18 protein-coding genes, 1 pseudogene and 1 riboswitch are annotated in these 17811 nt (G+C 61.2%); of the genes and pseudogenes, 10 read left to right on the top strand and 9 right to left on the bottom strand.

Translation table 11 applies throughout. From position 1 onward, the window contains the following. Positions 1 to 667: 667 nt before the first annotated feature. The gene (locus tag IF189_RS23570; RefSeq protein ID WP_039766297.1) at positions 668 to 901 is read right to left on the bottom strand and encodes a hypothetical protein; all 234 of its coding nucleotides are present in this window, start codon (positions 899 to 901) and stop codon (positions 668 to 670) included. A 191-nt stretch (positions 902 to 1092) separates the two neighbouring features. Here IF189_RS23570 and IF189_RS23565 point away from each other — a divergent pair, with 191 nt between their 5' ends. Next, a complete protein-coding gene (locus IF189_RS23565) occupies positions 1093 to 1677 on the top strand; it encodes a YajG family lipoprotein (protein ID WP_134828069.1) in 585 nt (194 codons plus the stop codon). Positions 1678 to 1734: 57 nt separating this feature from the next. On the opposite strand, the gene IF189_RS23560 is transcribed toward IF189_RS23565, so the two are convergent. Continuing rightward, positions 1735 to 1941 carry a hypothetical protein gene (locus IF189_RS23560; protein ID WP_039766399.1) on the bottom strand — a complete coding sequence of 69 codons (207 nt, stop codon included), beginning with the start codon at positions 1939 to 1941 and terminating at the stop codon, positions 1735 to 1737. 193 nt (positions 1942 to 2134) lie between these two features. Between IF189_RS23560 and IF189_RS23555 the strand changes: the two genes are divergently transcribed. After that, positions 2135 to 2407 (top strand): hypothetical protein, encoded by a 273-nt coding sequence (locus IF189_RS23555; protein ID WP_114885469.1) that lies wholly within the window; start codon positions 2135 to 2137, stop codon positions 2405 to 2407. Between the two features lie 49 nt (positions 2408 to 2456). Here the strand turns inward: IF189_RS23555 and IF189_RS23550 are convergent, their stop codons facing one another. Further along, positions 2457 to 3620 carry a 1-acyl-sn-glycerol-3-phosphate acyltransferase gene (locus tag IF189_RS23550; protein WP_192552347.1) on the bottom strand — a complete coding sequence of 388 codons (1164 nt, stop codon included), beginning with the start codon at positions 3618 to 3620 and terminating at the stop codon, positions 2457 to 2459. Positions 3621 to 3762: 142 nt separating this feature from the next. Between IF189_RS23550 and IF189_RS23545 the strand changes: the two genes are divergently transcribed. Genes IF189_RS23545 through IF189_RS23535 form a run of 3 tightly spaced genes read left to right on the top strand, consistent with a single transcriptional unit; the run spans position 3763 to position 4875 of the window. Then, positions 3763 to 3945, top strand: a complete 183-nt coding sequence (locus IF189_RS23545; RefSeq protein ID WP_085709318.1) for a CPXCG motif-containing cysteine-rich protein — start codon at positions 3763 to 3765, stop codon at positions 3943 to 3945. A gap of 9 nt (positions 3946 to 3954) precedes the next feature. Then, complete coding sequence (locus tag IF189_RS23540) at positions 3955 to 4215, top strand: putative signal transducing protein (RefSeq protein ID WP_085709319.1); 261 nt, start codon at positions 3955 to 3957, stop codon at positions 4213 to 4215. Between the two features lie 36 nt (positions 4216 to 4251). Further along, positions 4252 to 4875 carry an SOS response-associated peptidase gene (locus IF189_RS23535; protein ID WP_134828067.1) on the top strand — a complete coding sequence of 208 codons (624 nt, stop codon included), beginning with the start codon at positions 4252 to 4254 and terminating at the stop codon, positions 4873 to 4875. A 4-nt stretch (positions 4876 to 4879) separates the two neighbouring features. Here IF189_RS23535 and IF189_RS29230 read toward each other — a convergent pair whose 3' ends face one another. Then, complete coding sequence (locus IF189_RS29230; RefSeq protein WP_409348360.1) at positions 4880 to 5584, bottom strand: methyl-accepting chemotaxis protein; 705 nt, start codon at positions 5582 to 5584, stop codon at positions 4880 to 4882. A 198-nt stretch (positions 5585 to 5782) separates the two neighbouring features. Next, positions 5783 to 5842, bottom strand: a pseudogene (locus tag IF189_RS29225) (hypothetical protein); the annotation flags it as partial. A gap of 1442 nt (positions 5843 to 7284) precedes the next feature. Here IF189_RS29225 and IF189_RS23525 point away from each other — a divergent pair. Next, the gene (locus IF189_RS23525; RefSeq protein WP_096822780.1) at positions 7285 to 8103 is read left to right on the top strand and encodes a M48 family metallopeptidase; all 819 of its coding nucleotides are present in this window, start codon (positions 7285 to 7287) and stop codon (positions 8101 to 8103) included. 44 nt (positions 8104 to 8147) lie between these two features. Here IF189_RS23525 and IF189_RS23520 read toward each other — a convergent pair whose 3' ends face one another. The 3 genes from IF189_RS23520 to IF189_RS23510 form a co-directional block, all read right to left on the bottom strand. Further along, positions 8148 to 8732: a TMEM165/GDT1 family protein gene (locus IF189_RS23520; protein ID WP_085709323.1), complete on the bottom strand. Its 585-nt coding sequence runs from the start codon at positions 8730 to 8732 to the stop codon at positions 8148 to 8150. Between the two features lie 88 nt (positions 8733 to 8820). Beyond that, positions 8821 to 8943, bottom strand: a riboswitch (yybP-ykoY riboswitch). A 40-nt stretch (positions 8944 to 8983) separates the two neighbouring features. After that, positions 8984 to 9982 carry a class I SAM-dependent methyltransferase gene (locus IF189_RS23515; protein WP_085709324.1) on the bottom strand — a complete coding sequence of 333 codons (999 nt, stop codon included), beginning with the start codon at positions 9980 to 9982 and terminating at the stop codon, positions 8984 to 8986. A 33-nt stretch (positions 9983 to 10015) separates the two neighbouring features. Then, positions 10016 to 10981 (bottom strand): 2-hydroxyacid dehydrogenase, encoded by a 966-nt coding sequence (locus IF189_RS23510; protein WP_192552345.1) that lies wholly within the window; start codon positions 10979 to 10981, stop codon positions 10016 to 10018. Positions 10982 to 11072: 91 nt separating this feature from the next. Between IF189_RS23510 and IF189_RS23505 the strand changes: the two genes are divergently transcribed. Beyond that, entirely contained in the window at positions 11073 to 11702 is a 630-nt protein-coding gene (locus tag IF189_RS23505; protein WP_085709326.1) for a LysE family translocator, read from the top strand. On the opposite strand, the gene IF189_RS23500 is transcribed toward IF189_RS23505, so the two are convergent. Next, positions 11686 to 12459, bottom strand: a complete 774-nt coding sequence (locus IF189_RS23500) for an AraC family transcriptional regulator (protein ID WP_134828063.1) — start codon at positions 12457 to 12459, stop codon at positions 11686 to 11688. The two genes, IF189_RS23505 and IF189_RS23500, sit on opposite strands and share 17 nt — an antisense overlap. A 96-nt stretch (positions 12460 to 12555) precedes the next feature. On the opposite strand from IF189_RS23500, the gene IF189_RS23495 reads away from it, so the two are divergent. The 3 genes from IF189_RS23495 (at position 12556) to IF189_RS23485 (ending at position 17796) form a co-directional block, all read left to right on the top strand. Continuing rightward, the gene (locus IF189_RS23495; RefSeq protein ID WP_134828062.1) at positions 12556 to 13740 is read left to right on the top strand and encodes an MFS transporter; all 1185 of its coding nucleotides are present in this window, start codon (positions 12556 to 12558) and stop codon (positions 13738 to 13740) included. 147 nt (positions 13741 to 13887) lie between these two features. Then, the gene (locus tag IF189_RS23490; RefSeq protein WP_134828061.1) at positions 13888 to 15570 is read left to right on the top strand and encodes a fatty acid--CoA ligase; all 1683 of its coding nucleotides are present in this window, start codon (positions 13888 to 13890) and stop codon (positions 15568 to 15570) included. Between the two features lie 336 nt (positions 15571 to 15906). Beyond that, positions 15907 to 17796: a DUF1302 domain-containing protein gene (locus IF189_RS23485; protein WP_134828060.1), complete on the top strand. Its 1890-nt coding sequence runs from the start codon at positions 15907 to 15909 to the stop codon at positions 17794 to 17796. Positions 17797 to 17811: the final 15 nt, after the last annotated feature.

Raw genomic sequence — 17811 nt, 5'->3', positions numbered from 1 at the left:
GTCGGCATGGCTGCCAGGTGTCCGGGGCAGGTCAGTTACACCCCAGGTACCCATGGCCAGGTTTGCCATGTCCGAATCTTCGCAATTTTTCGCAACTTCGACGGATGCGTGCGGCCTGGCTTCAAGAGTCACATGAACTCATTTCAGCACGTGGCTGGCAATTCGACTTATGGTCGAGACATCCGTTTGTGCAACCAAATCCGTAGCGGACAGGCTTCAGGCTCCGGTATTCGAGGCGTACCCGTTCCTGTGTCGTTGGGCTGTTTCAGACGCTAATGGTGCATGTTCAGACGCAAAACTATTCATTTGCTCGCCACACTCTTGTGAAGTTGTGAAAACCCGTTTTTTTCACGCTCTTTTGAAGACGTGAACCTCAAAAAGGGCTGTCCCGGCTGGCACCGTGCCCGGAGGGGCAAACAACTCAGTGACCGAGCGTCATGACAGCTCTGCAGATTCGCGAAAAGCTGGGATTTGCCAGGGAAACAGCAAGCACGCCAGCTTCACTCGATCTGTGTGGGCGGCTCTCTGTGGGCGATTTGGATGCCAATGCATGCGCATTGACGCTGTTGCGGGGCCCGATCAGGAGACGTCCTTATAATCGGGGGGAGATTGTATCGAAGAAATGCGGGGAGTTGGTCGAGTTTAATGACTTTTATTAGGCATCCGGTCAGATGCTCAACATCGCCTGGGCACGTGCGCGAGGGCGCTGCTGCTCGACCCGGGCGCTGGCCGGCAGAGGCTGGTGCAACCAGTTGAGGCGGATTTCCTCGATTTCGACCCAGCCGTCACCCATTGGCTGCAGGCTGCATTGCTTGAAAGCCTGGCAATGGCCGTTGCGGTCGAGCAGGGCGAAGCTGCGGTGCAGCGGGCGTGGAGCGAACAACGAGATCAGATAGCGCATGGTGTGTGTTCCTTCTGGAGATCTGTGACGAAGATTGTCAAAAGACCGTGAAGCGAACATGTATGGGGGGTGAACAATCTGTGACAGGAACCGCGTGCTGCGGGGTTTGTCTGAGATTTCAGTGCTGGTGACCCGCAGTGGCCCACCGCTATACTGCGGGCCTGTCTGTGCCTGATTCTGGAGAGAAGAGCATGTTGCAACGCCTGTTGTTCGGTTTGATCACTGTGACCAGTTTGACCCTGGTTGGCTGCGCCCACAGCCCGCAACAACTGAGCCCGGAACCGAAGCTGACCACTCAGCTGGCACCGGTCGGCCATGGCCAGCCTGTCGTGGTTCGCGTGGTCGACGGTCGTCCGTCGCCAACCCTGGGCACCCGCGGTGGCCTGTACCCGGAAACCAGCGCCATCACCGTCCAGCGTGAGCAGATCGTGCCGAAGTTGCAGGCCCAGGCCGAAGCGGCCGTGCGTCTGCTGGGCTTCACCCCGTCCAGCGGTGCGATGAATGCTCCGCAACTGACCGTGACCCTGACTGAACTGAAATACCAGTCGCCGAAAGAAGGCATGTACGTGACCGAAGCCACCATCGGCGCGACCTTCCGCTCCGACGTGCAGAGCGGCAACCGTCGCTACAGCGGCCGTTACGGTGCGTCGCTGGACCAGCGTTTCGGCATGGCGCCGAACCAGGAAACCAACACCAAACTGGTCAGCGATGTACTGAGCGATGCGCTGACCCGTGTGTTCAAGGATCCTTCCATCGGCCAGATCCTCGCCGAATAAGGCATGCGTCAGATGTGAAAAAGCCCGGGGCCAGCGATGGCCCCGGGCTTTTTTCATTCAGGCGGCCTGCGAGTAGAAGTCGAGGACGCTGACGCCGGTCAGCAGATCAGTCTCGGGCAAGTCTGCATGCTGGTGCCCGCCGAGGGCGCAATACACCAGCCAGTGACGGTCCTGAACATTGAAGGCCAGGCTGCCGACGAGGGTCTGTTGTTCGTCGGACGGGGAGATGAGGTACAGGCGATCCTGGTTTTCAGCGTGAAGCATGTCGCATTCCGTTTACGTTTCGAGGCGCGCAGGGTGGCCGAAACAAATGACGATGCCGTGACACAGGACAGCCATCGGTCGATTGATGGGTTATTTGTCGCAAAGGGTAGGGCTGCGGGGGAGGGTTTCGGTAGAATCCGCGCCGCGGTCGTCGGTCTGGCGTTCGCCATTCCGGTTTAGATTGAGGTCTGTGATGCACTTGATGACGCTGTTTACCGCCCATCCCGCCAAACTGATCAACCTGCTGGCCCTGCTGTTGGCCTTCCCGGGCAGTTGGCTGCTGCACGCGACTCGTCGGCGTGAGCAACGGGCGATGGCCAGTATCGCGGCCCAGCGCCAGAGCCAGCCTGACCAAGAGCCGGTGCTGGACTGGGCGACCCTGCGCATGAACCGGTTTTTCTATCGTTTCGGTTTTGCCTGTCTGGGGCTGGCGTTGCTGATTTCCTGGATCAGTACCCGCTACTGAACGAAAAACGGCGCCCGAAGGCGCCGTTTTTGTATCCGCTCGAAACCGCTTACAGCGGCAAGCCAGCCTTGACCCGGTACTGATTGCGCACCGGCGTCGCATATTGCAGCACCAGATACGGACGATGCTCCTCAGGGCAGGCATCCAGACGGCTTTGCCATTCTTCCTGGGCCTTGGCCAGTTCCTCGGCACCGAACACGTCGGCAGCCTTCGGCACGTTCAACTGCGGATCGGCATCCGCCCACTGCGCATACGCCAGGTAATGCACCGGGAACAACCGGTAGCCGCCGAGAATCTGCTTGTCCATCTCGACCGCCAGTTGCTTGGTGTCTTCGAACAGTTCGGTGATCGGCGCGGCGAAATTCACGTGCACCCGGCCCTTGTAGCCGGTGATGCCCTTGGCGATGCTCACGTCATCCTCGCCCGGCGCCTTGCTGTAGGTGCCGGTGGTGGCGCGGATGTACAGTTCGCGGGCCTTGGCCTGGTCGCACGGGTCGTATTCGTAGCTGATCGATACCGGCGTCAGGTTCAGCGACTGGATGACCTCGCCGAACGGCTCGTCCTTGCGGCTCATGTGGAACATCTTGAGGATCGCCGACTCGGTACGGTCGTCGCCGTCCTTCGCGCGGCCTTCGGCCTGGGCGATCCAGATCGAGGCGCAATCGTTGCGGATCGAGTGGTTGATGTAGGCCGACAGCAACTGGTACGCGGCCATTTTCTCGCGGCGCCCGGTGATCGAGCGGTGCACGATGAAACTCTTGTTCAGACGCATCAGGTCGCTGACGAAAGGCTTTTGCAGCAGGTTGTCGCCAATCGCGATGCGCGGCGTCGGCAGGCCGGCGTGGTACACGGCGTAATTGACGAAGGCCGGGTCCATCACGATGTCGCGGTGGTTGGCGATGAACAGATAGGCGCTGCCGGACTTGAATTGCTCGACACCGGTGTAGGTCACGCCGTCGGTGGCGCGCTCGATGGTGTGGTCGACGTAGAACTCGACCTTGTCCTGCAACATCGCCACCGATGTCACGTCGGCGAACTCACGACGCAGCCGATGGGCTATAAGTGGTTTGAGCATCCAGCCGAAGGCACCGGCGAAACGCGGGAAGCGGAAGTGGGTGAGGATATCTAGAAACGCCTTGTCGCCGAGCAGTCTTGCCAGTACCGCAGGTACTTCGCTGTCGTCGTAAGGTCGGATGGCATCGAATTCGCCCATCATGCTCTCTTGTTGGAAACGGCTAGGGTAAGTAAAGGTTTTGATCGAAAACCAACGGGGCACGGTCTGAAAAAGTAGTCAGACAAAAATAGCCCTGCAAATAGACCGGCGATTATACGCACAAGTCACCCGGGAGACCGCGATGCTGGAAAGCGCACTGTATGAATGTCCGTACTGTGGGGAGGAAGTCGAGACGACAGTGGATCTGTCGGCGGGTGATCAGACCTATATCGAAGACTGTCAGGTGTGTTGCCGGCCGATCACCTTTGTGTTGCAGGTCGATGGCCAGGACTGGTTTCTGGAAGTGTTCAGCGAAAACGAGTGAGGTGCGCCCATGCAGCGAATCTACGAGCCGGAAAACCTGATGGAAGGCGAAATGCTCAAGGGCATGCTCGCCAGCGAAGGCATCGAGGCGCATCTGGTCGGGCGCGACCTGCTCGGCGGCACCGGCGAGCTGCCGATCTTCGGCCTGCTCGGGCTTTCGGTCGAGAACGATCAGGCCGAATACGCCCGCGAACTGATCAGCGCGTACAATGCCGCGCTGCCGCTGCCCGGCGATGAACCGGAGAGCTTCCCCGGTACGCTGGTCTGTTAGGCTGGCGTTCGTTTTATTCTTGAGTCGTGCTGCCCCATGTGTGGACGTTATGCCCTGTTTCGCTGGAACCGCGACTTCGCGGCGCTGCCAGGTTTTCCCGCCGATCAGCAGGCGCAGTGGAACATTTCCCCCAACGATTCGGTGTTGATGCTGCGTGCCGAGCCTGACGGCCAGCGCACCCTGGCCCGCGCCCGCTGGGGCCTGACGCCGCCGTGGCTGACCGATCTGTCGCGCACCCCGGCCCACGCCCGGGCCGAAACCGTGGCCGAACAACCGATGTTTCGCGAAGCCCTGCGCCTGCGTCGTTGCCTGCTGCCGGCCAACGGTTTCTACGAATGGCGTGGCAATGTGCGCAAGCAGCCGTACTGGCTGACGCCGGGAGAAGGGGCTTCGTTGTTTTTTGCGGCGATCTGGGAGGCGTATCCGGTGCAGGAGCAGGTCTGGCTGAGCACGGCGGTGATCACCCAACCGGCGGCCAGTCAGCGCCGTCCGTTGATTCTCGACGAGGCGGGGCAGGCGGCGTGGCTCGACCCCGAGACGCCGCTGCACGTTCTGCAAGGCCTGCTCGCCAGCGAACCCGCCGCCTTGCGCGAGCGGGTGCTGGCGAACCTGGTCAATGATCCGAAACTCAACGGGCCGGAGTGTTTGACCCCGGCCTGATCGGTCAGACCTTGAACTGATTGATCAACCGCCGCTGCTGCTCCGCCAGCTTGGTCAAATCGGCGCTCGCCGAACTCGACTCATCCGCGCCACCGGCCACTTCGTTCGCCACCTGACCGATGTTGATCACGTTGCGGTTGATGTCGTCGGCCACTGCGCTCTGTTCCTCGGCGGCGCTGGCGATCTGGGTGTTCATGTCGTTGATCACCGACACCGCCTGGGTGATGGTCTCCAGCGCTTCGGCCGCCTTGGCCGCGTGCTGCACGCTTTCATCGGTGCGGTTCTGGCTGTCTTCCATGACCCGCACCACATCGCGGGTGCCCTGTTGCAGTTGCTGGATCATGCTCTGGATTTCTTCGGTGGCCTTCTGGGTCTTCTGCGCCAGGTTGCGTACCTCGTCGGCCACCACCGCAAAACCGCGTCCCTGTTCGCCAGCACGGGCCGCCTCAATCGCTGCGTTGAGGGCCAGCAGGTTGGTCTGCTCGGCGATTCCGCGAATGGCAATCAGGATCGCGTTAATGTTTTCGCTGTCCTTGGCCAGCGTCTGCACCACGTCCACTGCCTTGCCGATTTCCACGGCCAGCACACCGATCGAATTCGACGTGTCGCGTACGATCTGCATGCCCTGGCTGGCGGCCTGATCGGCATGGCTGGCGGCTTGTGCGGCCTGGGTCGCGTTGCGCGCCACGTCCTGGGCCGTGGCGGTCATTTCCTGTACCGCGGTGGCGACCTGATCGATCTCGGCCATCTGCTTCTGAATGCCGATATTGGTACGGATCGCGATGTCCGCCGTGTGCTCCGAGGAATCGCTGACACTCTGCACCGACGACACCACCTGCGTGATCATCGCCTGCAATTTGGCGAGGAAGGTATTGAAGCCTTTGGCGATTGAACCGAGTTCGTCTTTGCGGTCACTGCTCAAGCGACGGGTCAGGTCGCCCTCGCCCTGGGCGATGTCATCGAGCATGGTGACCATTTGCTTCAGCGGTCGGGCGATGCCGTGGCCCACCAGCCAGATCACCAGCAGGCCGAGGCCGGCAATGAGCAGGCCGACCATGGCCATGCCGAAAGTGTCGGATTTGCGCTGGGCGTCGAGGTCGCCTTGCAGCTTTTGCAGATCGGCCATCACCGCGTTGAGTGGCAGTTGCAGCATCAGGGTCCAGCGTGCGTCGGTCTGGCCGATGCCGAATGGCAGGTACAACTCGATCCGGCCCGCCTCTTTATTGACGGAATAGGTCACTTCGCCGCGCTTGAGATTGGCCATATTGGCAATCTGCTGGGCGTCGAGAATGTCGCTGACCTTCTCGCCGAATTTGCTCGGGTCCTTGGTGTAGGCGACGATCCGGCCGTTGCCGCCGATCAGGGCCATTTGCCCGGCGCCGCTGTACAGCTTCTGGTTGGCGCCCAGGAGCATTTCCTGGATGAAGTTCACCGACAGGTCTGCACCGACGATGCCCTGGAAGACGCCGTTGAGCATGATCGGTTCAATGAAGGAGGCGAGCATGACGATCTTGTCGCCAACCTTGTAGGGCGCCGGATCGATCACGCAGGATTTTTTGGTTTCTTTCGAGCACAGGTAGTACTCGCTGGCGCGCACGCCGGTGGACAGGACTTTCTGGTCGTCGACGTCCACCAGTTTGTCCAGGCCCAGAGTGCCGTCGTCGTTGCGGAACCACCACGGCAGGAAGCGTCCGTTGGCGGCGTCGATGCCGACCACGCTGGTGCCGACGTAGGCCGCGTCATTGTGGTCCAGTGCGTTCTTTTCCCAGCCGATGTAGGTGCCGAGAATCTTCGGGTTCTTCTCGACGTTTTCCTTGATCAGGCTGATCAGTTGCTCGCGGCTGACGGTCAGTCGCGGCTGGCCATCGGCGCCCGGGGTGCCGAGCAGGGCGTTGACCCGAACCAGTCCGCCGGCAATCAGCAGCGGCGCTTCGAGCTCACGCTGGATCTGGCTGACTTGTGTCTGTGCCAGGGAAGTCAGGCGCTGTTCGATGACTTGCTCGAACTGCTCCTGGGTCCGTTGTTGAACCATCTCTTGGGTGCGGGCGCCGGAGAACAGCGCATACAGCACCAGCGCAGCCACCACGCTGAGAACGATGGCGCCGGCCAGGGCGGCCACGGAAAACTGGATCGACTTGAATTTCATGGAAGCTCCGCACGCAAGAGGACGTCTGCGCTGGCGTATCGGCAGCCACTATTGCGCCATGAGGCGAAGTGCGCGCAATTGAAGGCGGATGTCGCAAATGGAGCAGTGCGCGACGCAGATGCGCAGGGCTTGTCGGCGGATATGAATTTTTTCCTACAGGGCCGGCGGGCGCCTTCTGAAAGTGGGTGCAACACGTCCGTTGTATCTGGCGTCGATACAATTACCCGCCTAGGATACGCGGCATGTTTTCAGGGAGCTTTTGAATGAACAAGACATTGGTTGTAAGTGCACTGAGCGCAGCGCTGTTGCTGGCCGGTTGTCAGTCGGTCAACACCACCAGCGGCGGTGCCGTGGGCGTGGAGCGCAAGCAGTACATGTTCAGCATGCTGTCCTCGCAAGAGGTCGACCAGATGTATGCCCAGTCCTATCAGAAGACCGTTGGCGAGGCGTCCAGCAAAGGCGTGCTGGACAAGACCAGCAACGAAGCCAAGCGGGTTCAGGCGATTGCCAACCGCTTGATCGCCCAGGCGCCGAACTTCCGTCCGGATGCCGCGCAATGGCAGTGGGAAGTGAACCTGATCAAGAGTGACGAGCTCAACGCCAACTGCGGCCCTGGTGGCAAGATCATTTTCTATACCGGGCTGATCGACAGCCTGAAACTGACCGACGATGAAATCGCCGCGGTCATGGGCCATGAAATCGCCCACGCCCTGCGCGAACACGGTCGTGAAGCGATGTCCAAGGCCTATGGCATCGAGATGGCCAAGCAGGGCGCCGGCGCGTTGCTCGGTCTGGGTCAGGACAGCCTGGCGCTGGCCGACACCGTGGCCAACTACGGCATGACGCTGCCCAATAGCCGCGCCAACGAGAACGAGGCCGACCTGATCGGCCTGGAGCTGGCGGCTCGCGCCGGTTACAACCCGAACGCCGCGATCACTCTGTGGAACAAGATGAGCAAGGCGTCCGAAGGTGCACCGCCGGAGTTCATGAGCACTCACCCGGCATCCTCCAGCCGGATTGCCTCGCTGCAGGCGGCAATTCCGAAGGTCATGCCGCTTTACGAGAAAGCGCCAAAGTCCTGAAGCAATGATCGCTCCCGCACCGAGTGCGGGAGCGATCTGCCGGATCAGACCCAGCCGCTGCTCTGCATCGCCTTGTACACCGCGACGATCGCCAGGATCATGAACGCCGAGGCGGCCAGGCGACGGATCAGGGTCAGCGGCAGTTTCTCCGCTGCAAAGTTACCCGCCAGAACCACCGGCACGTTGGCAATCAGCATGCCTGCTGTGGTGCCGATGATCACCAGCCACAGCTCAGGATATTGCGCCGCCAGCATCACGGTGGCGATCTGGGTCTTGTCGCCGATTTCCGCGAGGAAGAATGCAATCAGGGTAGTCAGGAATGGCCCGAACTTGCGGGCGGTGCTGGCTTCATCGTCGTCCATCTTGTCCGGCACCAGCGTCCACAGGGCGGTGGCGGTGAAGCTTGCGGCGAGAATCCAGTGCAGGACAGCATCGGAGAAGAAACTGCCGAACCAGGCGCCTACCGCACCGGCTGCCGCGTGGTTGGCCAGGGTCGCAGCGACGATACCGGCAATGATCGGCCAGGGTTTGCGAAAGCGAGCGGCGAGAATCAGCGCGAGCAGTTGCGTCTTGTCGCCGATTTCGGCCAAGGCAACGATTGCGGTGGGAACGAGTAACGAGTCCAGCATCAGGATTTCCTAAGGGGCGGGTCGACACGGCTATGACACGTACAGCCTTCCCGCCCCGGGTAAGGTGTGCGTGTCATAGGTCTTGTCAAACCCTGCGATCCGTCTGCTGCGGACGCTTGGGTCGCATACGCCATGATCTGAGGATCAAGTATGTTGACGTATGCCGGACGAGCATGGCGCTCGTGGGAGACTACTCCCCTAGGACGGAGCGGATTCTGCCTAGGCGCAATCCATTCGGCAAGTGCTAATTTTCAGCCGCGCTTGGCCCGGTAAATCCGGAATCCGTTGCCTTCGGCCTTGATCGCACACACGCCCAGATGCTCTTCGATCAGCGGTTGATACTTCAGGAAGCTGTTCGCCACCAGGCGCAGTTCGCCGCCGTTTTTCAGATGTTTGGCTGCTTTTCGAAGCAAGTTTTCGGTGGCGAAATAATCGGTGTGAACGCCGACATGGAACGGCGGATTGCTCAGGATCGCGTTCAAACCCATCGGCGCGGCGTCGATGCCGTCACCGGTCAACACCTCGGCTTCCAGACCGTTGGCCGCCAATGTCAGGCGACTGCTGGCGGCAGCGAAGGCGTCGACGTCGAGCAGAGTGACCTGATTGTGCGGGTAGCGACGTTTGACCGCTGCGCCAAGCACGCCGGCACCGCAACCGAAGTCCAGCAGGTGACCGCTCGGCAGTTTGTCCAGATGCTCCAGCAGCAGGGCGCTGCCGCGATCCAGTCGGCCATGGCTGAACACGCCCGGCAGACTGATGACTTTCAGCGGGCCTTCGGCCAGCGGCAATTCGTAAGTCTGCGCCAGACTTTCCAGGGATTTGGCTTCTGGAGCGTTGGCCACGGTCACTTGCCACAGCTGGCAGTGGCGCGCGCTGTCGAGCTTGCGCGGCTTGCCGAACGGGTTGAGCTGCTTGGAGGCACCTTCGATGCCGCTGCGCTTTTCCCCGACCAGAAACACCTCACGCCCGGCCAGACGTGAGGCCACGGCGTTGAGGATGTAGTCGGTCAGATCCTTGGACTTGGGCAGGAACACCACCGCGCTGTCGAACTCGCGCTCCGGCACGTTCACGCCGAAATGGCTGCGACCTTCGAAGCGTGCATCGAGCGCCGCCTGATCGCCGGCATGCCAGCACCAGCCGAAGGCGTTGGGCAGGCGCCCGAGCAGGTCGTCGGCGGGCAGACCGGCCAGCAACAGCGAACCCTGGAATAACTCGACCTGACGAAGCAGTACTTCACTGCGCGGATCCATAACTGCTCCTGTGAAAAAAAGTGCCGCAGTTTATCAACTGACGACCCGCAGCGCCTTACCGCTGTAGAACGCCTGGGTGTTTTCCACCAGTTGGCCGACGATTCGCTGCCGCGCTTCGCGACTGCCCCAGGCGTTGTGCGGGGTGACGATCAGGCGCGGGATGTCGGCGGCCAGCAGCGGATTGCCCTGGGTTGGCGGTTCGACGCTCAACACATCGGTGGCCGCGCCACCCAGATGACCCTTGCGCAAGGCATCGGCCAGGGCTTGCTCGTCGATCAGCCCGCCACGGGCGGTGTTGACCACGAAAGCCCCCGGTTTCATGGACGCCAGCTCGCGGGCACCGATGAAGTGGCGGGTGTGTTCGTTGAGCGGGCAGTGCAGGGTGAGAGCGTCGATCTGCGGCAGCAGCTCTTCCAATGGCAAGCGGTCCGGACGGGCCGGACGCCCCGGAATCTGCCCCAGCAACACGCGCATGCCAAAGGCTTCCGCCAGACGCGCAACCGCGCCGCCCAGCTCACCATGCCCGAGCAGCCCGAGGGTTTTGCCTTCCAGTTCGACGATCGGGTAATCCAGCAAGCAGAACTGTTTCGCTTGCTGCCAGCGTCCTTCGCCGACGGCTCTTTGATAATCGGCCAGACGCGTGGCGAGATTGAGCAACAGCATGATCGTGTGCTGCGCCACCGACGGCGTGCCGTAACCCTGACAGTTGCACACGGTGATGCCGTGGGCGCGGGCGGCGGCCAGATCGACGTTGTTGGTGCCGGTGGCGGTGATCAGGATCAGTTTCAGCTGTGGGTTGGCGGCCATGGCGGCGGCATCGATCAGGATTTTGTTGCTGATGGCCACGGTCGCGCCTTGCAGGCGTTGGGCAACCTGCGCAGGCAGTGTCTGGGTGAACAGTTGCAGGTCGCTGAAGCACGCACGCAACGGCTCGAGGTCAAGGTCACCGAGGTCCAGGGAAGGGTGATCGAGGAATACGGCGCGGTGGGCGTTCGTCATCAACTGTACCTGTTGTGCTTTGAAGGGAAGGCGTAATCTGCCGAGCCTAACAGATGAAACAAAACGTTACGCCTGGCCGAAAGGAGCCCCCATGTACTGGACCGAGTTCTTGACCGTTGCACTGATCCACCTGCTGGCCGTCGCCAGCCCCGGCCCGGACTTTGCCGTGGTGGTGCGCGAGAGCGTGACCCACGGGCGTCGTGCCGGCACCTGGACGGCACTGGGCGTGGGCACGGCGATTTTCCTGCACGTCGGTTATTCGCTGCTGGGCATCGGCCTAATCGTTTCGCAATCGATCGTGTTGTTCAACGCCCTGAAATGGGCCGCCGCCGCTTACCTGCTGTACATCGGCTACAAGGCCCTGCGTGCGCAACCGGCCAAGACCGTGACGGACGACTTGCACAAAGAGGCCGGCGAACGCACCGCCCGTGGCGCCTTCACTTCAGGCTTCGTGACCAACGGTCTGAACCCAAAGGCCACGCTGTTCTTCCTGTCGCTGTTCACCGTGGTGATCAACCCGCACACGCCACTGGCAGTGCAGGCCGGTTACGGGGTTTACCTGGCGGCTGCGACTGCCACCTGGTTCTGCCTGGTGGCGATGCTGTTCAGCCAGCAGCGCGTGCGTGCCGGTTTCGCCCGCATGGGCCATTGGTTCGACCGCACCATGGGCGCGGTGCTGATCGCAATCGGCGTGAAGCTCGCGTTCACCGAGATGCATTGATCGAGCGGAGCTGATTCAGGGCGTTGAGGTACTCCCGGGGATTGTCCCCGAGCAAACGGCGAAACATCGCGCTGAACGCCCGCGCGCTGCCGTAACCCAGATCCCGCGCCACGCTCTGCACGCTGTCCCCGGCGAGCAGGCGGGGCAGGGCTTCCATCAGGCGCAGTTGCTGGCGCCAGGCATTGAAGTTCATCTGCAGTTGTTGCTGGAACAGCCGCGCCAAGGTGCGCGAGCTGGCCCCGACCTGCTGTGCCCAGTCTTCCAGGGTGTTCGGATGATCGGGCTCGCGCAGCAGCGCCAGGCAAATGTTTTGCAGGCGTCGGTCGCCGGGCATCGGTATATGCAGCGGCAGGTTTTCGAGGCCGGCCAGCTCCTCCAGCATCAATTGCTGGATCAGCGGATTGTCGGCGTGGGGCGGGCCCTGCACCGCACGCAGGATCAGTTCGCGCAGCAACGGCGTCACCGCCAGCACGCAACAGTGTTGCAGGCTGGCCGGCGACAGTTCGGGCGCGATGAACAATGAACGCATCTGCACATCACCGGACATGAAGATTTCATGGCCGACTTCCGGTGGAATCCACACCGCGCGGGTCGGGGGAATCACCCACGCACCTTGCGCCGTGACCACCCGCATGACGCCGCTCACCGCATACAGCAACTGCGCCTCGCGATGCAGGTGCAATGGCTGGTGCGCGCCATCCAGATAATCCCGGGGATAGGCGCTCACCGGGCCGTGTTCGAAATGGCTGATCAACATGTCCGGTTCACTGACTTGTATGGCAGGAATGCGCTTTTTCGCCAACTTAGCATAAGCGCTCACCCTCATCTGTTCACCACAAGAAAGCGTGCCGCGATGAATCAATCCAGAAATGTCATCCGCTACATCAACGCAGCCCATGTGATCGATCACATGTTCATGCTGATTTTCCCCGCCGCCGTGCTCGGCATGACCCAGGCCTTCGCCCTCGACTATGCCGCGCTGATCGGCCTGTCACTGGGTGGTTTCATTGCGTTTGGCGCGTGTTCGCTACCGGCCGGCTGGTTGGGCGATCACTGGAGCCGGCGGCGGATGATGCTGGTGTTTTTCTTCGGTATCGGCGCTTCGGCGATCGTGACCGGCCTCAGTAACAGCCCGACGATGCTGGTCATCGGCCTGACCCTGATCGGTATTTTTGCCGCGATCTATCACCCGGTCGGCACGGCGATGCTGGTGGCCTACGCGCAGAATCGCGGTCGCGAAATCGGCATCAACGGCATGTGGGGCAATCTGGGCGTGGCGTTCTCGGCGCTGATTACCGGTTTGCTGGTGGCGCAGTTCGGCTGGCGTTCGGCATTCCTGATACCGGGTGCCGTGGCCATCGTGCTGGGGATCGGTTTTGCCTTGCAGGTGCGCGAGGAACCGATCCCCAAGCGCCCGCACACCGCGCTCAAGGGCGCCGGTGGCCAGCGCATTTCGATGGTGATGGTGTTCGGCGTGCTGGCCCTGGCCACGGCCACCGGCGGCGTGGTGTTCAACGCCACCACCATGACTTATCCAAAGCTGTTCCAGGAGCGCCTGCATGACCTGTTCGCCTCGCCGCAGACCCTCGGCGTGGTGGTCAGTCTGGCGTACGCGTTCGGTGCAGTGGCGCAGTTGAGCATCGGGCAATTGCTGCACCGGGTCAGTCTGAAATGGCCATTTGTGGTGCTGACGCTGTTTCAGGCGCCACTGCTTTATGCCATGGCTTACGTCGATGGCTGGGCGGTGATCGCGCTCGGTGCGGCGTTCATGTTCGTGGTGTTCGGCCAGGTGACGGTGAACGATTCGATGGTCGCCAACTTCGTTGCGCCGCAATGGCAGTCGCGGGTATTTGCCTTGCGTTACTGTTTATCGTTCGGTGCCAGTGCGACGGCGATTCCGCTGATTTCCTATGTCGAACCGCGCCATGGTTTTGTGGGGCTTTACCTGATTCTGGCCGGGTTTGGCGCTTTGACCTTCCTCGCTGCGGTGGTTTTCCCACGCACCCCTTCCGAAGCGGCTGTAGGGCAAACGGCCTGACCGGTGACGAAATCCGACAAATGCTGGCGCAAAGCTAGCATTTGTACGGCTCTGCAAATCATTCCTTTGGCTGATTTGGCTGGCGTATAAGGGTTCTAGAGTACAAAACTCCAACGCCAACACCGTGCAGTCAGAAAAGGGATTCTTATGTTGCAGACTCGCGTTATTCCGCCCGCCGAAGGGGCCTACCAGTATCCATTGCTGATTAAACGGCTGCTGATGTCGGGCGCCCGTTACGAGAAAACCCGCGAGATCATCTACCGTGACCAGTTGCGCTATAGCTATCCGACGCTGATCGAGCGGGTCGCGCGACTGGCCAACGTACTGACGGCAGCCGGCGTAAAGGCCGGCGATACCGTGGCGGTGATGGACTGGGACAGCCATCGCTACCTCGAATGCATGTTTGCCATTCCGATGATCGGCGCGGTGATTCACACCATCAACGTGCGCCTGTCGCCGGAACAGATCCTCTACACCATGAACCACGCCGAGGACCGCTTCGTGCTGGTCAACAGCGAATTCGTCGGGCTGTACCAGGCCATCGCGCCGCACCTGACCACGGTGGAGAAAACCCTGCTGCTGACCGATCTGCCGGAAAAAAACGCGGATTTGCCGAATCTGGTCGGCGAGTACGAACAACTGCTGGCGGCCGCAAGCCCGCAGTACGACTTCCAGGACTTCGACGAAAACTCGGTCGCCACCACCTTCTACACCACGGGTACCACCGGCAATCCGAAAGGTGTCTATTTCACCCATCGGCAACTGGTGCTGCACACCATGGGCGTGTCGACCATCATGGGCGCCATCGACAGCGTGCGGCTGCTGGGCACCAACGACGTGTACATGCCGATCACCCCGATGTTCCATGTGCATGCGTGGGGCCTGCCGTATGTGGCGACCATGCTCGGGCTCAAGCAGGTTTATCCGGGACGTTACGACCCGGAGTTCCTCGTCGAGTTGTGGCGCAAGGAGAAGGTCACGTTCTCCCACTGCGTGCCGACCATCCTGCAGATGGTGCTCAACGCCAAGGGAGCGCAGGGCACCGATTTCGGCGGCTGGAAGATCGTCATCGGCGGCAGCGCACTCAATCGCACACTGTATGAAACGGCCAAGAGCAAGGGCATTCAACTGACGGCCGCCTACGGCATGTCGGAAACCGGACCATTGGTTTCTTGCGCACATCTGAACGACGAGCTGATGGCGGGCACCGAAGACGAACGCACCACCTACCGGATCAAGGCCGGGGTGCCGGGGCCGCTTGTCGAAGCGGCGATCGTCGATGGCGACGGCAACTTCCTGCCCGCCGATGGCGAAACCCAGGGCGAGCTGGTGCTGCGCGCGCCGTGGCTGACCGAGGGCTATTTCAACGAACCGCAGAAGGGCGCAGAGCTGTGGGCCGGTGGCTGGCTGCACACCGGCGACGTGGCAACACTCGACAGCATGGGCGTGATCGACATCCGCGACCGCATCAAGGACGTGATCAAGACCGGTGGCGAATGGATTTCCTCGCTGGACCTCGAAGACCTGATCAGCCGTCACGTTGCGGTACGTGAGGTAGCAGTGGTGGGCATCGCCGATCCGCAGTGGGGCGAGCGTCCGTTTGCCTTGTTGGTCATTCGCGAAGGGCACGCCATCGGGGCGCGCGAGCTTAAGGAACACCTCAAGCCGTTCGTGGAACTGGGGCACCTGAGCAAGTGGGCAATCCCGAGCCAGATCGCGCTTGTTACTGAAATTCCCAAGACCAGTGTCGGCAAACTCGACAAGAAGCGCATCCGCCTCGACATCACCGAATGGCAGGCCAACAACAGCACCTTCCTCTCGACACTTTGAGTGCCCCCCGGCGCGCCGAAAACGGCGCGCCAGCCCCACCAAGCAAGCGCTTGGCTTGTGAAATCGGAAAAATCAGCCATCCTTGCCGGGCCGACATGTGTCGGACTGGCGAAAGGACTGTTCCAGAGTGGCCGGCAGCTGCAAATCACACTTTAGAGGGATCAAGCAGTACCACCTGCTGGCTATAGTCCGCTCAAGGATTTTTAGAAACGGGGCACACGCACAAACGGGGCGATGCAACTTTGAAGCGATTTCGGGAGGCTCCTGGCGCCCGGTCCTTCAGGCGTTTTTAAAAGTACTCACTGCCATAACAATAATGCACATGGAGTAGCGTCGATGACCTCAGTAAACCAGTTCTGGCGCCGGGCGAAACTGCCTCTGGCGGTCAGTCTTGCCTCCACGCTCGCCGGGCCCGCATTCGGCGTCAGCTTCAACGTCGGTGAAATCGAAGGCCAGTTCGACTCCTCGCTCTCCCTGGGCATGAGCGTGTCGACCCAGCAGCCGAACAAGGATCTTATTGGTGTCAACAACGGCGGCCGGGGCCTGTCCCAGACCTCCGACGACGGTCACTTGAACTTCAAGAGCGGGCAAGCGTTCTCGAAGATCTTCAAGGGCATCCATGACCTCGAACTGAAATACGGCGACACCGGTGTCTTCGTCCGGGGCAAGTACTGGTACGACTTCGCGTTGCAGAACCAGGACCTGGAATACAAGGACGTCAGCAACCACAACCGCGACGTGGCAGCCCGCTCTTCGGGCGGCCAGATCCTCGATGCGTTCATCTACCACAACTACGCCATTGCCGATGAGCCGGGTTCGGTGCGTCTGGGCAAGCAAGTGGTGAACTGGGGTGAAAGTACCTTCATCGGTGGCGGCATCAACTCGATCAACCCGATCGACGTTTCCGCATTTCGCCGTCCGGGCGCCGAGATCAAGGAAGGCCTGATCCCGGTCAACATGTTCTATCTGTCCCAGAGCATCACCGAAAACCTGTCGGCCGAAGGTTTCTACCAGATCGACTGGCAGAAGACCGTGACCGACAACTGCGGCACCTTCTTCTCCCAGCCTGACATCGTCACCACCGGTTGCGACGACAACCTGCGCGTGCTGAACAAGCGCTCGACCATTCCAAGTGTTGCCCTCGGCCCATTGGCGGCTGCCAATGTCGACGTCAACGAAGAAGGCGTGCTGGTACGCCGTTCGCCGAACCGCAATGCGCGGGACAGCGGGCAGTGGGGTGTGTCGGCCAAGTACATGTTCGATCCGCTGGCCACCGAGTTCGGTGCCTACTTCATGAACTACCACAGCCGTGCGCCGATCTTCAGCGCGACCGGTGCGCCACAGTCGATCTATAACGGCGTCAAGGCTCTACCTGGCCCGTTCCAGGCTCTGGGCCCTCTGGTGGTGGCGGGTAACTCCGAGTATTTCATCGAGTATCCGGAGGACATTCGCCTCTACGGTCTGAGCTTCTCCACCACCCTGCCTACCGGTACGGCGTGGAGCGGTGAGGTCAGCTACCGGCCGAATGCGCCGGTGCAACTGAACTCAACCGACATCCTGTTTGCCGGTGTGCGTCCGCTGGGCGGTGCACTGACCAACGCCTCGATCCTCAATGGCGTGCCGGGCCAGGACCTGCACGGTTACAACCGTAAAGAAATCACCCAGTTGCAGACCACCCTGACGCACTTCTTCGATCAGGTGATGGGCGCCAACCGTCTGACCCTGGTGGGTGAAGTCGGCGTGACCCACGTCGGCGGTCTGGAAAGCAAGTCCGAGGCCCGTTACGGCCGCGATCCGGTCTTCGGTCCGGGTGAACTGCCGTCCACTGGCGGCCTGAACACCTGCTCGCAGATCCTCAACACCTCGACCATCAACGGTGCCGGCCCTGGCGCGTCGACCAGCAACCGCTCCAGCAATTGCGACAACAACGGTTTCACCACCGCCACTTCCTGGGGTTATCGCGCTCGTGCCATCTGGGACTACAGCGACGTGTTCGCCGGCGTGAACCTGAAGCCGAACGTGGCCTGGTCCCACGACGTCAAGGGTTACTCCCCGGGCCCTGGCGGCAACTTCGAGGAAGGTCGCAAGGCCATCAGCCTCGGGCTGGATGCCGAATACCAGAACACCTACACCGCAAGCCTGGCCTACACCAACTTCTTTGGTGGCGAATACAGCACGGTGGATGATCGCGACTTCGTTGCCCTCAGTGTTGGCGTGAACTTCTAAGCGCAGTTTTTTCAG

Source organism: Pseudomonas sp. IzPS59 (assembly GCF_014863505.1).
Taxonomy (GTDB): domain Bacteria; phylum Pseudomonadota; class Gammaproteobacteria; order Pseudomonadales; family Pseudomonadaceae; genus Aquipseudomonas; species Aquipseudomonas kribbensis.
The sequence above is the reverse complement of the archived record's forward strand: the minus strand, read 5'-3'. Positions and strand labels throughout refer to the sequence as shown.

Excerpts from the sequence above, each read along its gene's own strand:
- IF189_RS23565 (WP_134828069.1), top strand. The coding sequence starts at position 1,093 with ATGTTGCAACGCCTGTTGTTCGGTTTGATCACTGTGACCAGTTTGACC.
- IF189_RS23510 (WP_192552345.1), bottom strand. The coding sequence starts at position 10,981 with ATGACGAACGCCCACCGCGCCGTATTCCTCGATCACCCTTCCCTGGAC.
- IF189_RS23520 (WP_085709323.1), bottom strand. The coding sequence starts at position 8,732 with ATGCTGGACTCGTTACTCGTTCCCACCGCAATCGTTGCCTTGGCCGAA.
- IF189_RS23495 (WP_134828062.1), top strand. The coding sequence starts at position 12,556 with ATGAATCAATCCAGAAATGTCATCCGCTACATCAACGCAGCCCATGTG.
- IF189_RS23535 (WP_134828067.1), top strand. The coding sequence starts at position 4,252 with ATGTGTGGACGTTATGCCCTGTTTCGCTGGAACCGCGACTTCGCGGCG.
- IF189_RS23485 (WP_134828060.1), top strand. The coding sequence starts at position 15,907 with ATGACCTCAGTAAACCAGTTCTGGCGCCGGGCGAAACTGCCTCTGGCG.
- IF189_RS23545 (WP_085709318.1), top strand. The coding sequence starts at position 3,763 with ATGCTGGAAAGCGCACTGTATGAATGTCCGTACTGTGGGGAGGAAGTC.
- IF189_RS23570 (WP_039766297.1), bottom strand. The coding sequence starts at position 901 with ATGCGCTATCTGATCTCGTTGTTCGCTCCACGCCCGCTGCACCGCAGC.
- IF189_RS23490 (WP_134828061.1), top strand. The coding sequence starts at position 13,888 with ATGTTGCAGACTCGCGTTATTCCGCCCGCCGAAGGGGCCTACCAGTAT.
- IF189_RS23500 (WP_134828063.1), bottom strand. The coding sequence starts at position 12,459 with ATGTTGATCAGCCATTTCGAACACGGCCCGGTGAGCGCCTATCCCCGG.
- IF189_RS23515 (WP_085709324.1), bottom strand. The coding sequence starts at position 9,982 with ATGGATCCGCGCAGTGAAGTACTGCTTCGTCAGGTCGAGTTATTCCAG.
- IF189_RS23540 (WP_085709319.1), top strand. The coding sequence starts at position 3,955 with ATGCAGCGAATCTACGAGCCGGAAAACCTGATGGAAGGCGAAATGCTC.
- IF189_RS23560 (WP_039766399.1), bottom strand. The coding sequence starts at position 1,941 with ATGCTTCACGCTGAAAACCAGGATCGCCTGTACCTCATCTCCCCGTCC.
- IF189_RS23525 (WP_096822780.1), top strand. The coding sequence starts at position 7,285 with ATGAACAAGACATTGGTTGTAAGTGCACTGAGCGCAGCGCTGTTGCTG.
- IF189_RS23555 (WP_114885469.1), top strand. The coding sequence starts at position 2,135 with ATGCACTTGATGACGCTGTTTACCGCCCATCCCGCCAAACTGATCAAC.
- IF189_RS29230 (WP_409348360.1), bottom strand. The coding sequence starts at position 5,584 with ATGACCGCCACGGCCCAGGACGTGGCGCGCAACGCGACCCAGGCCGCA.
- IF189_RS23550 (WP_192552347.1), bottom strand. The coding sequence starts at position 3,620 with ATGGGCGAATTCGATGCCATCCGACCTTACGACGACAGCGAAGTACCT.
- IF189_RS23505 (WP_085709326.1), top strand. The coding sequence starts at position 11,073 with ATGTACTGGACCGAGTTCTTGACCGTTGCACTGATCCACCTGCTGGCC.